12 protein-coding genes and 1 tRNA gene are annotated in these 14268 nt (G+C 45.4%); 6 read left to right on the top strand and 7 right to left on the bottom strand.

Going from position 1 to position 14268, the window contains the following annotated elements:
- Positions 1–118: 118 nt before the first annotated feature.
- From CLV93_RS01585 to CLV93_RS01565, 5 genes are all read right to left on the bottom strand, one after another.
- Positions 119–1357 (bottom strand): bifunctional 3,4-dihydroxy-2-butanone-4-phosphate synthase/GTP cyclohydrolase II, encoded by a 1239-nt coding sequence (locus CLV93_RS01585; RefSeq protein WP_106540417.1) that lies wholly within the window; start codon positions 1355–1357, stop codon positions 119–121.
- Between the two features lie 43 nt (positions 1358–1400).
- Positions 1401–2621, bottom strand: coding sequence for a glycosyltransferase family 2 protein (locus tag CLV93_RS01580; RefSeq protein WP_106540416.1), 1221 nt, complete (start codon positions 2619–2621; stop codon positions 1401–1403).
- A complete protein-coding gene (locus CLV93_RS01575; protein ID WP_106540415.1) occupies positions 2614–3825 on the bottom strand; it encodes a glycosyltransferase family 4 protein in 1212 nt (403 codons plus the stop codon). The genes CLV93_RS01580 and CLV93_RS01575 overlap by 8 nt, the downstream gene beginning before the upstream one ends.
- The gene (locus tag CLV93_RS01570; protein WP_106540414.1) at positions 3800–5311 is read right to left on the bottom strand and encodes an LptF/LptG family permease; all 1512 of its coding nucleotides are present in this window, start codon (positions 5309–5311) and stop codon (positions 3800–3802) included. The genes CLV93_RS01575 and CLV93_RS01570 overlap by 26 nt, the downstream gene beginning before the upstream one ends.
- 68 nt (positions 5312–5379) lie before the next feature.
- Positions 5380–5751 carry an START-like domain-containing protein gene (locus tag CLV93_RS01565; protein ID WP_106540413.1) on the bottom strand — a complete coding sequence of 124 codons (372 nt, stop codon included), beginning with the start codon at positions 5749–5751 and terminating at the stop codon, positions 5380–5382.
- Positions 5752–5936: 185 nt separating this feature from the next.
- On the opposite strand from CLV93_RS01565, the gene CLV93_RS01560 reads away from it, so the two are divergent.
- Together CLV93_RS01560 and CLV93_RS01555 are read left to right on the top strand one after the other, a co-directional pair.
- A tRNA-Met gene (locus tag CLV93_RS01560) sits at positions 5937–6010 on the top strand.
- Positions 6011–6150: 140 nt separating this feature from the next.
- Positions 6151–7608, top strand: a complete 1458-nt coding sequence (locus CLV93_RS01555) for a carbon starvation CstA family protein (protein ID WP_106540412.1) — start codon at positions 6151–6153, stop codon at positions 7606–7608.
- 54 nt (positions 7609–7662) lie between these two features.
- On the opposite strand, the gene CLV93_RS01550 is transcribed toward CLV93_RS01555, so the two are convergent.
- Positions 7663–8034 carry a hypothetical protein gene (locus tag CLV93_RS01550; protein ID WP_146141927.1) on the bottom strand — a complete coding sequence of 124 codons (372 nt, stop codon included), beginning with the start codon at positions 8032–8034 and terminating at the stop codon, positions 7663–7665.
- 246 nt (positions 8035–8280) lie between these two features.
- On the opposite strand from CLV93_RS01550, the gene CLV93_RS01545 reads away from it, so the two are divergent.
- The 4 genes from CLV93_RS01545 to CLV93_RS01530 all read left to right on the top strand — a co-directional run bounded on the left by CLV93_RS01545 (position 8281) and on the right by CLV93_RS01530 (position 13751).
- Complete coding sequence (locus CLV93_RS01545) at positions 8281–10494, top strand: pyruvate formate lyase family protein (protein ID WP_106540410.1); 2214 nt, start codon at positions 8281–8283, stop codon at positions 10492–10494.
- 78 nt (positions 10495–10572) lie between these two features.
- Positions 10573–11199 (top strand): recombination mediator RecR, encoded by a 627-nt coding sequence (gene recR, locus CLV93_RS01540; RefSeq protein WP_106540409.1) that lies wholly within the window; start codon positions 10573–10575, stop codon positions 11197–11199.
- 58 nt (positions 11200–11257) lie between these two features.
- Positions 11258–13240 (top strand): glycosyltransferase, encoded by a 1983-nt coding sequence (locus tag CLV93_RS01535; RefSeq protein ID WP_106540408.1) that lies wholly within the window; start codon positions 11258–11260, stop codon positions 13238–13240.
- Complete coding sequence (locus CLV93_RS01530; RefSeq protein ID WP_106540407.1) at positions 13218–13751, top strand: GNAT family N-acetyltransferase; 534 nt, start codon at positions 13218–13220, stop codon at positions 13749–13751. Before CLV93_RS01535 ends, CLV93_RS01530 begins: the two co-directional genes overlap by 23 nt.
- Here CLV93_RS01530 and CLV93_RS01525 read toward each other — a convergent pair.
- Positions 13748–14194, bottom strand: a complete 447-nt coding sequence (locus CLV93_RS01525; protein ID WP_211297716.1) for a type I restriction enzyme HsdR N-terminal domain-containing protein — start codon at positions 14192–14194, stop codon at positions 13748–13750. The genes CLV93_RS01530 and CLV93_RS01525 overlap by 4 nt on opposite strands.
- Between the last annotated feature and the right edge of the window lie 74 nt (positions 14195–14268).

The raw sequence follows: 14268 nt of genomic DNA, 5'->3' as shown, positions 1-14268 counted from the left end.
ATACGTTGGGTATCCCATTCGTCCCTGTTTTGGCTAATTTCAACAATATGTTTATTGAAATCCAAAAGAACTGACAAAAGATAAAAAAAGGAGGATGAACCTCCTTTTTTACATATCATTATTCTTTGGTGCGGTCACCGTAGTTGAATTGTTCAAGCGAATGCCCCATGCGGTCTCGTTTGGTCTTCATGTAAAACTCGTTGAACTGATTCGGTTTTACTTCAATCGGGACTGTTCCCACGACTTTCAAACCATATCCTTCCAATCCGACGCGCTTTACAGGATTGTTGGTCATCAGCTTCATTTTTTCGATTCCCAGGCTGCGAATGATTTGCGCGCCTACGCCGTAATCACGTTCGTCGGGGTCGAAGCCCAAATGAACGTTGGCATCAACGGTATCGAGGCCTTCTTCCTGCAGCTTGTAAGCTTTGATTTTGTTCATCAAACCGATGCCGCGGCCTTCCTGCTGGATGTAAACAATCGCTCCCTGACCTTCCTTTTCGATGAGCTCCATCGATTTGTGGAGCTGGTCGCCGCATTCGCAACGAAGCGAACCAAAAATATCGCCGGTAGCGCAAGAAGAATGCACCCTCACCAAAACAGGTTCTCCGGGTTTCCATTTTCCTTTGATCAACGCCATATGTTCCACTCCGTTCGATTTCTGCCGAAAGGGGATGAGTCGGAAATCGCCGTAAGAAGTCGGTAAATGTACTTCTTCGCCCCGCTCGATCAGACTTTCGGTTTGTAAGCGATATGCAATCAGATCGGCTATGCTGATGATCTTCAATTCGAATTTAGCTGCGATTTTCACCAGTTGAGGCAGGCGGGCCATGGTACCGTCTTCATTCATGATTTCAACCAGTACTCCGGCAGGTTGCAGACCTGACATACGTGCCAAATCAACAGCTGCTTCAGTATGTCCCGACCGACGCAATACACCACGGTTTTTCGCTTTCAGCGGGAAGATATGTCCGGGGCGTCCCAAATCTTCGGGACGGGCCTTTGGATCAGCCAGCAAGCGAATTGTTGCAGCACGGTCGTGAGCAGAAATCCCGGTTGTAACACCCGGGCCTACAGCATCGACTGAAACGGTAAAGGGAGTTTCGTGCAGGGACGTATTTTTCCCAACCATCATCTCCAGTTCCAACTCATTGCACCGCTCTTCGGTGATAGGAGCACAAATCAGTCCTCGCCCTTCTTTGGCCATGAAGTTGACCATTTCGGGGGTTATTTTCTCGGCGGCTGCAATAAAGTCACCTTCATTTTCACGGTCCTCATCGTCTACCACAATCACGAATTTCCCGTTACGGATATCATGTATTGCTTCGTCGATGGTATTGAGTTTAAAGTCTGTCATTTTTTTATTTTTTCGAAAGCCAGAAATACTTTCGAGCGCAAAATTAAGAAAATCCTTCGTGGAATGAGTCTGAACGTTGAGCCTTTTCCCACAATACCGTCTGCTTACCCAGTGAATACCTGATAAAACCGGGAAAACTAGCGTAATTCATCAGCGTGAAATAGTAGGGAGCGAAGAACCAGCCCGACCGTACGTTTTTTCGTTGCAACAGAAAGCCAGACAGTGCGATAAGGTAAAAAAGCATTTGCAAAGCGGTGATTCCCTGAAAAACGATCAAGCCGGGAACAGATGTCTGAAATGAAAGGTATATTCCAGAAAGCAGCACAAAGGGCAAAGATATCGGCGCCAGAGTCCAGCGAAGAACTTTGTGCGAAACATATTGAAATGTGAGCTTCCCGTATTTGAATGGATTCAGAAGTTTCGACAGTCGGACCATTGCTTGGAAAGCTCCGGCGGCAATTCTGACTTTGCGTTTCATCTCTTCGCGCGGATTGGAAGAGGCAAATTCTGTGGCCCATGCGTCTTCTGCGTAAGCAATTCTGTATCCTTTCATGGCAATTCGCATGGAGAGAATGAAATCATCCAGCAAGGTATCTTCTTCCAGTTCGGAATACAGCTCCGTCCGGATGGCAAAGATCTCGCCGGCTGCGCCGATGGTGCTGTAAAACCGGCTGTCAAGTTTTTTCAACCATGATTCAATTCGCCAGTACAGCCCTTCTCCCGAAGCAACGGGCCCGGAAGAATTACTTTCGGCAATTCGTTTTTCTCCTGCCACGCAACCGATTTCGGGGGCCTCGAATTCCCGAACGATGGCCCGGAGCGTTCCTTCCGACAAAAGCGTATTGCTGTCCGTGAACACTACCAAAGGCGCCTTAACGAATGCCATTCCCCGGTTGAGGGCGTGAGCTTTCCCCCGGCGTTCGGGTTTGTGAAATACCTGAACCTGTGGATAGGTGGATGCGATGTCCGGTGTGTCATCGGTAGAACCGTCGGTCACCCAAATTAACTGGAGTTTCTCCTTCGGATAATCGAGCGCTAACGAATTTTCGATTTTTTGGCGCACATGGGCGCTTTCGTTATAAGCAGTGACGAAAAGACAAATGTTAGGTTCAGTAGCTATTTTCCCTCTTTGGGAAGAGGAAACTTCTTTTTTGAAAAGGCCTCGTAATTTCAGCATGATCCAGAGAAAGAGTCCGTATCCTCCGAAAGAATAAAAGATGATGAAAAAGCAGAGCCAAAACACAAAAGCAGCCACATCAAGCATGATGCACCTCCTTTTCTTTTTCAAGAAATTGGAGAAAAGGAATGACGGCTTTGTCGTAACGGTAATGTTCGGACGCTAACCGGAAAGCTTCGTGCCCCAATTGCTGAATGTGATCGGGATTGTTGATTAGTTGAATTACAGCTTTCGCAAATGCTTCCGGCGCATCGGCGATAATCAGCTCTTTGCCTGATTGTACCGGGATACCTTCCGCACCGATGCTGGTGGTTACAATGGCTTTTCCCAATGTCAGGCCTTCCAGGATTTTCACCCGGACACCACTTCCCGAAAGAAGCGGAACGATGAGAACGCTTCGGGAGGAGATAAAATCGTGCGCATCTTCAATTTCTCCGAAGAAAACGATTCCAGGCTTTTTCAGGAATTCATCAAGATCTTCGGGAGCATTTCTTCCGGCTACCAAAAATTGGATATCCGGATGTGCCGAATGGATTTGAGGCCAGCAATTTTCCACAAACCATTTTAAGCCGATTTGATTGGGAATCCAATCGAGCGCACCCAGAAAACCAATTGACAAAGGACCTGTGAGCTCACTTGCCGGTTTCGTTTCGATGGCAAAGCCAGGTTGCATAACGATTGCCGGTTGCCGGTTGCCTAACCGATTGAGCTTTTCCTTGTCTCTGTCGGTTACGGTAGAAAGAATGTCGTACTGGTTCAGAAAACCAATTTCGGCTTTCCGCAACCGCTTCGCCATATTTTTCAGGTAAAACCGCTTAAAACCTTTTTCAACCTCCGCCGTTCGCTCCCAAATTTCGTGTTCCACATTGTGTTCGCGAAGGATTATCCAGGCATCCGAATTTTGGCGGATACTGGGAATATACGGGCAGAGATAGAGTCCCTCCAATTGCACAAAATCGAAAGATTCTCCCTGTAAAAGTTTAATCAACTGTTTTTCAAAAGGTGGCGAAACGAAGCGCTCGAGGATGTATGCTTTTAACGAAAAAGCCCAGTTAACAAGTAAGGAAAGTACTTTGATATTGGTATTCACATCAACCAGCAGGAACCTGATTTTCGACGTGAGATCAGTTGGCAGCTCATTCTCCCGGATATGATGTTTGGGCGTATTCATGGCCAGCAGGGTAACCTGATGCCCATTGTCGACATAGCCTTCCAGGATATTTAATATGCCGATGGCGCCGCCATCTTTTCTAGGAAAAGGTACTTTATTGGCCAGTGAAAGGATTTTCATTTTGTTTAGGCTGTTCCTCTTCGTTCTCCTTTTTCTTCTTTTTGAACGGATTCAGCTTACGGAAAAATTCGGCGTATGCGTCCATATTGAGAATGACAGAGTCGTTGGCTGCTTTGTAGGTTAGGAAAATACCGGCCGGCAGAAACAACAGGGATGAGAACCACATTCCTTCCCAGATATGCCCAACTCCTTCACGCGACATTTTCTCCCCGGTCATAGAGATAATGTAGTAGAAGATGAATAACACAATGGAAATGACGAGCGGCATTCCCAGTCCACCTTTTCGGATAATGGCTCCCAAAGGTGCTCCAATGAAGAAAAAGATGAGACATGCCAACGAAAGCGTGAATTTCCGGTGCCATTCGACCCAATATTTGTTCAGCCATTTGGTTCGAAGTTCCAAATCATCTTTTGCCTGTTGAAGCGAACGTTTATTTGAACGTGCATTCCGAAGTGCCTGGTTGATGATATCCATTTTTACATTCCGGTTCATGTGAGTCAGCATGCTGTCGACATCGACATATTCATCCATTTTTAGGTTGGATTTGGCAGCACTGTCGGTGCGGGCATATGAAACGACTTCACGCGTAAGCGGTGGCAAATAGTTTAGCTTGACGGCAAAATCGGTCCTTCGTCGGTCCAGTTCTTTTGCCATGGAATCGGCGCTGGATGAAAGTTGCTTTAGACTAAGGGCTTTGTAAAAGTTGCCAACAGTGCTTTCATCCTTCCGCTTGAAGTCCATCCCTTTTATCGGGGTTATCAAAACTTCTTTGTCAAATTTATCGTTGCGGAAAGGATATTCTTTATTATTGCGCCTACGCGGATTGGATTCGACGTCAGTGTAGGCCTGACCGGCAAAAAGCGTCAGGACCATGTATTTTTTGTCCTCACTCATTTTCATGGTCCCGGAATCAGCCACGGTAACAGAGACGTTTCCCTCGTTCTTCGTGTGATCGTAGATCATGATGTTGTAAAGCTTATCGGACTTTTTGGACTTTTTGCCGACTTTGATGGAGTAGCCGTCCACTTCGTTTGAGAAAACTCCCTCTTTTACTATCAACTCCGGTTTCTGGTAACGAATACTGAGTAGTAGAGCCGCGAATTTCCGGTTGGTAACCGGCATAACATCATTAGCGAAATAGAAGGCAAATACACTAACGAAAACACTCAGGAAAATCAGCGGCCTCATGATGCGCGTCAGCGAAATGCCGGCAGCTTTCATGGCGAGCAACTCGTTGTTTTCACCCAAATCCCCGAAGGTCATAATTGAAGCGAGGAGCATGGAGAGAGGTAAGGCCAGCGGAATGAGGCTGGAGATGGCATAGAGCATTAACTCGGCAATAACATCTCCATCCAAACCTTTACCCACAAATTCGTCCAGGTACTTCCACAAAAACTGCATCAGAAGGACGAATACCGTGATGAAAAAAGTCATGAAAAACGGTCCAATGAACCGGTTAATCATATATTTATATAGTTGCTTCATGAAAGTTATAAGTCAAATCTCAAACCTCCACAAAGCTAATGTATTTTTGGGATTTTGAACAAATGGGATTAGGAGCCGAGGGTGTGTTTCAGCTCTGCGATTTGGGAGTCCCAAAGATCCGTGGCATCGTCAATTTCGTCTTCTTCAACAAAATCAGTAATTACCAACGAAACATCACCGGTTAGTTCATCTCGGGCCACTTTGAATTCAAAATAGCAATCTTCATCACAGTCTGTCCAGCGAAAACGCACCATATCGTTTGGACGGCTCCCTAACATTTCGGCTTCCTGTTCTGTGCTGTCCCAGATAAATGTGTAATTCTTTCCCCGAACAATCACATTATCGGCAAACCATTCTGATAATCCGGAGGCGGTACTTAATCGGCTAAATAATACGGAAGGAGATGATTTGAAATTATATTCGAGCTGAAGTTTCTTCATCGCGGTTTTATTGAACGTAAGTTAAGTTAAAAAGAGGGTTAACATTTTACTGCAAAATAGTAAATTATTCCAGTTTGGCAAGCATGAGCATTATGAGAAGGCTGAAAAAAACTCCAAAAATTTGAGCAAAGCTGTTGACAGGTGACGGAAACATATTATATTTGCACCCGCAATCGCGAAAAAATGGCGAGGTAGCTCAGCTGGTTAGAGCGCATGATTCATAATCATGAGGTCGCCGGTTCAAGCCCGGCTCTCGCTACAGAAGGTCTGCAAGGTTTTACCTGCAGGCCTTTTTTCTTTTTAAGCTTGTTGGTTGGCGTGTTGAATAATAGCTTCACTGATTGGTTTTAAAACCAGAATATTTTGCATTTTTCACTGCAGAAACCAACTGTCAAACCAATGATTACATTTCTTGCCTCACTGACCTTTCTTCTGTTAGGATACCATTTTTACGGTCGCTTTGTGGAGCGAATGGCGGGAGCCGATCCCGGAAGGAAAACACCGGCCGTAACAATGAACGATGGTGTAGACTATCTTCCGCTTCCCTGGTGGAAAATTTTCCTGATTCAGTTTCTGAATATCGCTGGACTGGGACCTATTTTCGGTGCTGTTGCAGGTGCTATGTGGGGACCTGTGGCCTTTCTGTGGATTGTGTTGGGAGCTGTTTTCGGTGGAGCTGTGCACGACTATTTCTCGGGAATGCTGTCCATTCGCCATAATGGTTTGAGTATTTCCGAAATAGCCGGTATTTACCTTGGGAACGGCATGAAGCAGTTTATGCGGGCTTTCACTGTTTTCCTGATGGTGATTGTCGGAGCGGTTTTCATTATGGGACCGGCCAAAATTCTGAGCGACATGACTTCCGGCTTTGGAGGTGTTGCGTTTTGGGTAACCCTCGTGTTTGTATACTATCTGGCAGCCACTATGTTGCCCATCGATAAGTTGATTGGTAAGCTGTATCCCATTTTCGGATTTTCCCTGCTGTTTATGGCAGTTGGATTGATGGTTGCCATTCTGGTAAAAGGAATTCCGATACCGGAACTGACGTTCGATTCGTTCAGGAATCTACATCACGCCTCCGAACAGTTCCCGGTTTTTCCGATGTTGTTTATTACCATTGCCTGCGGAGCCATTTCCGGCTTTCATGCTACTCAATCTCCTCTGATGGCACGTTGTATTACCAATGAAAAATATGGTCGCCGGGTGTTTTACGGTGCCATGATTTCGGAGGCTGTTGTTGCCATGATCTGGGCTGCGATTAGCATGAGTTTTTTCGGAGGTGTGGGCAAGTTGAACGACATAATGATTGCTCAGCAAGAAAACGCCGCATTTGTCGTAAATGAAATTTCCAATTCATTGCTGGGTAAAGTGGGTGGTCTGCTTGCGTTGCTAGGCGTAGTTGCAGCACCTATCACGTCTGGTGATACCGCTTTTCGTAGTGCGCGGTTAATTGTGTCCGACTTTTTGAAATTCCCGCAAGGTCCTATCCGGAACCGATTGTTGGTAAGCATCCCCATTTTTGCCGTCGGGTTTTTATTGACTCAAATCAATTTCGGTGTGATCTGGCGTTATTTTGCCTGGTCGAATCAGACATTGGCTACGATAGTTTTGTGGGCTGTAACGGTTTACCTAATGCAGGAAAACAAGATGTATCAGATAACTCTGTTGCCTGCACTATTCATGACGACAGTGATTACCACTTATCTTTTCTTTGCTCCCGAAGGCTTCAGTATTCCATGGGACGTGTCATTGACTATCGGTCTGGCAGCGTCAGTGTTGTTGTATGTTTTGTTTGAGCGCTACCGGCGAAAATACCGCAAGCTGGGAATGAACTTACAATACGAAGTGAGGGATTGAGATTGACTATTTGTAGTAGGAAAATAAAACCCCGGAAGTTAGCCGGGGTCTCTTTTATCTTCTCATGCCTCTTCGTTGCTGCATCATTTCCTGCTGGTGTTTCTGGTATTTTTCGAATTGTTCCTTGGTAAAAAGTTGCTTGAGTTCTTTATTCTTTTGGTCCCTTATCGACATCATTTCATCGCGCATGGCTTCGCGGTCGGAGCTTCGGTCGGCGAAGGCCTCTTTCATTTTTTCAGCATATTTCAGATTTATCTGGTATAACTTTTCTGAGGTCGCCTTATTCAGGTTCAACGCTTCTACAGTTTGAGAAGTCTGACGTTTAGCGATGTCTTCTGCGGACATATTGCCACGACGTGGCTGTGCATTTACCATGGTGATTCCCATGAACATACTTAGCAGAACAAATAAAAGTTTTGTTTTCATCTGAGAAAGATTAATGATTACTTCCGTAAGATAAGAATGATAAACGAAGGTTTAATTGAAATTCTCAATATGTAATTAATTAACATATTTTAACGTGTTGTTTGGCAGTCGTTTTCAAAAATGGTGAAGCATCGCTTGTATTTTTAACTAAATTGGCATGAAGTTGTCGTTAGCAGACAGATAACGTAACGGGTATAATTTGGAAACGGAAAGCTACATTTATCAGGTAAACGAAACTAGTTTGATATGAAAAGTCTCCGCAGGAAGATTTGCATAATGGAGAAGTTTACCCGGGTTTACCAGGAATTTCAAACAGCGGAACCCTCGGTTAGAGAGTTGAATTGTTTGGAGGTATTATTTCCGGCTACAATGCAACCTGTCGGTAAAAAAGATCGGTTCGTCGGAAGGGTAGAACCATTGCCGATAGGAATTTCCATTTACGAAGGTTATTTGGGCTACTTTTATGATGAGGCACGGATGCAAAAAATGTTAGAGCATCCGCAGTTGACCTTTAAACAAGAGCTACGCCTGCGAACGCTGGAAGCTTTTTGGCGGGGCGAAAATTCGGTTGCTAAAATCAGATCGGCTCAGCGACAGGCCGAGGAAAAATTCACTCCCGATAAGATGAGGCGTTTCAGAAATCATGGTGTTTTTGAGCCTTATTATCGCATTTCCGGAATCAATCCCGATTACGCTAAGCTGGTGCAGGTAGGAATACCCGGACTCCGTGCCGAACTACAATCTATTGCTCAGGAAGATGCCGATGATAAAAAACGGGCGATGATAAATTCCATGCTGGGAGTGCTGGATATCCTCGTTCGTGTGATTAATCAATATGCAGTTTATGCCCGCGACTTAAGTGACGAATGCATCCATGAAGAAAGCAAAGCGGAATTGCTGCACATGGCTTCAGCCCTGGAGACCATTTCCGACTCAAAGCCGACTACTTTCCGCGAAGCCGTTCAGTTAATCCATCTGTTTTCACTCCTTTCGGGAACCGGGAATTACGGTCGCCTCGATGTTGCACTCGGTGATTTTTTGAAAAACGATATCGAAAGCGGAGAGCTGACCGAGGAATTGGCGCTTCAGTTGATGGAATCGTTCTGGCGCCTGATCAATGCACGGCAGTTAGGTGTCGAAGGACGATTGGTTATTGGTGGAGAAGGACGCCCCAACGAAGAAGCGGCGGACCGATTTGCCAAATTTGCTTTGCGGACCAGTGCATCGGCAAAAGAGGCTTTGCCACAAATTTGTCTGCGGTATTACGAAGGACAGGATGAATCACTTTTCACCCAGGCAGCAGGCTTACTGTCGGCGGGCAATATTAATCCATTGCTTTTCAATGATTCTGTGCTCATTCCTTACATCAATCAAATTTGCGGTGTCTCGGAAGAAGAAGCTGAGCAATATATTCCTAACGGAAATGGTGGTTTTGTCATTTGGCATCGAAGTATTGGTGGTCCGGCTGGTGCGGTGAACCTTCTAAAGATACTTGAGTTATCGATGAACGGCGGGCGCGATTTTATTTCAGGAGTGGAAGTGGGGCCCGACTTTGGAAAATTCGCCGAATTTCATAACTTGGATGGCATATGGGATGCCTTTTCCCGGGAGGTAGAATATTTCGTAGAAGCCCTGGCCATCCAGGAGGAAATACTTTATACCGTTATGAACCGGGAGGCATCCTTTATTTTTGCGTCCCTCCTCCACGACCAATGTATTTCTGACGGACATTCGATTTTGGATGATGATATTCCATTTTTGGGAAGTGGAGTTGAAGTGGCCGGTATCAAAAATGTTGGCGATAGTCTGGCTGCGATAGAATCAGTTGTTTTTCAGGATAAATTACTCTACCCGGTTAAACTGAGTTACATTATTGGTGAAGATTACGAGGGTTTTGAAAATGAAAGGGAGCTGCTGTCCAAGTCGCTTTACAGAAGAAATATAAAAAATCACTCTGACGATTTTATTCGCAGAATTGAGCAATTGTTATCGGATGCCGGTGCCCGATACGCCAAAAAATCAGGCATGCACCATTTTGCTCATTGTCCGGCAAACGGAAAAATAAATATGGCTTTTGGCCGAAAAACAGCTGCCAGTGCCGACGGGCGAAAAGCGAAGACGTTATTGGATTGCTCGCTGAATCATCGAATTATTTTACAACAACATCCTGAAAAAATAACTTTCCCGGATACCGAAATCCTGCAGCGAAACGGAATGCACCTTTTCCAGGTAAGTAAAAACCTTAACGAAGGACAGCAAATCACCATTCTCGAGGCACTAAGGCAACTTGGTGTTGGGCAGATGGTGATCAGTGTGTTGGACCGGAACACGTTGGAAGCTGCCCGGCGCGATCCGGAAAATTATCGGGATGTGATGGTGCGTTTGGGTTCGGGAACTGTTCGGTTTGTAGAACTGGATTCCGACACGCAGGAACAGATTATCATTCAGCTCGATGATTAAGGCCATTCCGGGTTTCCTGTAAACGCTTTTCTTTTTCAGGCATGCTTCTTACCTTTGGGCACACTGAATTCGCGAAACATGACCCAGGATACTTTCCCATCCAAATTATTGGAAAATGCTGTAACAGAATTTGCCAAGCTTCCGGGCATTGGTAAAAAAACTGCATTACGGCTGGTGCTGCATTTGTTGAAGCAGGACAAAGAGGATGTGCATCGTTTCAGTAATTCCATTACCCGCTTACGCGATGAAATACGGCACTGTAAGGTTTGCCGGAATATCTCGGATACCGAGGTTTGCAACATCTGCAGTAACGAATCCCGCGACCACGGTACCATCTGTGTCGTCGAGAATATCAGGGATGTAATGTCCATCGAAAATACGCAGCAGTATCACGGTGTATTTCATGTGTTGGGCGGAATTATTTCGCCGATGGATGGAATCGGGCCGGCTGATCTCGAAATTGATTCGTTGATTAAGCGCGTCGGAGAAGGCGATGTGAAGGAAATAATTTTGGCACTGAGCACCACGATGGAAGGAGATAGCACGAACTTCTATATATTTAAGAAATTAAAAGAATCCGGGGTTAAAGTTTCCATGCTGGCACGCGGCGTGTCCATCGGCGATGAACTGGAATACATTGATGAGGTGACGTTGGGACGTTCCATCATCAACCGGCAGTTGTTCGAACAGTCGCTCGGGCAGTAAGGAACCGACGGTTCCCGGACTTTTAGTAACCTGACTAAAACGAATAAACCGTTCATCCATGAAATTATCAGTCGTTATTGTCAATTATAACGTCAGATTCTTCCTATCCCAATGTCTGGCTTCGGTGCAGAAAGCAGCCGAAGGATTGGATGTGGAAGTATTTGTCGTGGATAATAATTCGACTGATGGTTCGTACGCGATGCTGAGGGATTCCTTTCCCTGGATAAAGTTAATTGTCAACCATGAGAACGTTGGTTTTTCCCAAGCGAATAACCAGGCTATTCGTCAGGCAAAAGGAGAATATGTTCTGCTGCTGAATCCCGATACAATTGTGCAGGAAGATACTTTCCGGAAGGTAATCGCTTTTATGGATAAACATCCCAAAGCCGGTGGACTTGGGGTTCGAATGATTGACGGGAGTGGCAAGTTTCTGCCGGAATCAAAAAGAGGGTTTCCAACACCGAAGGCTTCGTTTTATAAAATATTCGGTTTTACTCGTCTATTCCCACACTCTGCTGTTTTCGCTCGTTATTATTTGGGGCATCTTCCGGAAGATAAAACCAATCGAATCGATGTGCTAGCCGGTGCTTTCATGTTACTTCGGAAGGAAACTCTGGATCAAATTGGTTTGCTGGATGAAACCTTTTTTATGTACGGCGAAGACATCGATCTTTCCTATCGGATTCAGCAAGCCGGATACGAGAATTACTACTTCCCGGAAACAACCATTATCCATTACAAAGGAGAAAGTACGCGCAAAGGAAGTTTCAATTATGTGCGGTTGTTCTACAAGGCCATGCTCATTTTCGTGCGGAAGCATTATGCGACTTCCGGCGCCTGGCTGTTTAGCCTGATGATTCGTTTCGCTATCTTTTTCCGGGCTTCTCTTAGTTTGCTGAAAAGAAGTTTACAGTGGCTGTGGAAGCCTTTAGTCGACGCTGTCTTGATGTTTGCCGGGTTTAGCTGGCTCGTTCCTGCCTGGGAGCAGATTGCCCATGAGCCGGGTTACTATCCGCGGGATTTATTGCATACGGTTATCCCGATATATGTGCTGTTGTTTGTTGTCACCCTCATGGCATCGGGGGCATATAACCGGCATTGGCGCATTCGTGGAATTTTGCGAAGCTGGTTCACGGCCGCACTGGTTTTACTGGTTGCTTACTCACTGATGGGGGAAGCGTTTCGATTTTCGCGGGCTATCGTTATTCTGGCTGCTGGCTGGGGACTAATTGCATTATTGCCGGCGAGGCTGGTTATGGCAAAGCTGGGATGGCTCAATTATCCTGTCGGGAAGGGAAAAAGTAACCGCATTGTTTCAGTGGGCTCACATGAGCAAATTCAAAAAGTGAAAGAGGTTTTAGCTCACCAGGGCAACCGCTTTCAATGGTTGGGTGGGGTTGTGTTGGATGAGAAGGATGAAACCGGCGACACGCTTGGTACATTAGCTCAGCTTCAGGAAATTGCCCGCATTAACCACGTTGACGAAATTGTGTACTGTGCCGAAGATGTTCCGGCGGGCGAAATAATTCGCTCGATGGTTCAGGCAAGTAGTCAGTCGGTTCGTTTCAGGATATTTAATTCCGAAGGAGGTTTTTTCATTGCCAGTCATTCGGCTAACGATGCCGGCGATTTGATCTTGTTTGACATCAATGCCATCAGTTTGCCTGAAAACAGGAGGAGGAAAAGAATGTTGGATATGACAGTTTCCCTTCTGGGATTTATCCTGTCTCCGTTTATTTTGCCTTTTGTTCACTCAAAAAAATTCTACTTTTCTAACATATTTAATGTGCTGAAGGGAAATAAAACCTGGGTAGGTTATTCATCGGAAGAGACTGAAACTGATATTGAACTGCCGGTTTTACTTCCCGGAGTGTTATCATGTGCCGATTCCTCGAGGCATTGGGAAGGCCACGTGGATGTGAAAAAAATTAATACATTGTATGCTAAAGATTACCGGATTTTAAACGATCTGGAAATAATTCGACGAAATATATCCAAACTGGGAAATACTAAATCGTATGACACAATACCTGAAGAGTGATAAAATCACGTTGAGGGCGATAGAGCCCGAAGATATTGAGTTGCTGTACCGCTGGGAAAACAACAGCGAAGTATGGGAGGTCAGCGACACATTGGCGCCGTTTTCCAAGTATTTAATTGCGCTTTATATCAAGAACTCAGATAAAGATATTTACGAGAGTAAACAGCTTCGCCTGATGATCGAAAGCGCAGAAGGAAGAGCTGTTGGCTCGATTGATCTTTTCGATTTTGAGCCACACCATTCCCGTGCGGGTATTGGGATTCTGATTGCTGAAAAGGAAGACCGGCAAAACGGTTACGCATCTGAAGCACTGAAACTTGTTTTGGAATATTGCTTCAGCCGTTTGAACCTTCATGCGGTTTACGCCAATATCGATGCGAACAATGAAGCCAGTATCGGGTTATTTAAAAAATTCGGATTTGAGTTGGCCGGAACCCGGAAAGATTGGATTCGCGATGCCAGAGGCTGGAAGGATGAGCATCTCTTTCAGTTGATCAATCCGGAAGATTAGAGAGATTGGAAATCCGGAATAGCCGGCAAAAACTCGTAGCTGTTGGTGTCGGGCAGAAAACGACAGCAGTAATGCTCCATTCCGTTTGTCACCACCAGGTATTTTACCTGAAGCTGCATATTGTAGCGGGCAATTTGATCGAATGCCTGTTGGGTAATTTTCACCTGGGGCGCTTTGCACTCCACAGCGAGTAGCGGTGCTGCCTGTGAACCGAAAACAACAATGTCGCTGCGGAATGCATTGCGATTAATACGCAAAGACATTTCAACCGCGATTAACGAGAGAGGATATTGCTTTTCTTCGTTTAGGTAACGAATAAACAATTGCCTGACCCGCTCTTCCGGCGTTAGCGGCACCCATTTTTTTCGACAGGGGTCAAAGACACTCTTTTTTCCGTCAGCCAGGCGAATACGCAGGTTGTATTTCGGCAAATTTAAGTTCATCACATATTGTTCTGTTCAGGCAAAACTAATTGTTTAATTTATGATTGATGAGCGGTCAGAAAAGGAAAAAGCTG

The organism is Prolixibacter denitrificans, from assembly GCF_003014495.1.
GTDB lineage: Bacteria > Bacteroidota > Bacteroidia > Bacteroidales > Prolixibacteraceae > Prolixibacter > Prolixibacter denitrificans.
Note: the sequence above shows the minus strand (reverse complement) of the source record. Positions and strands in the feature narration are given on the sequence as shown.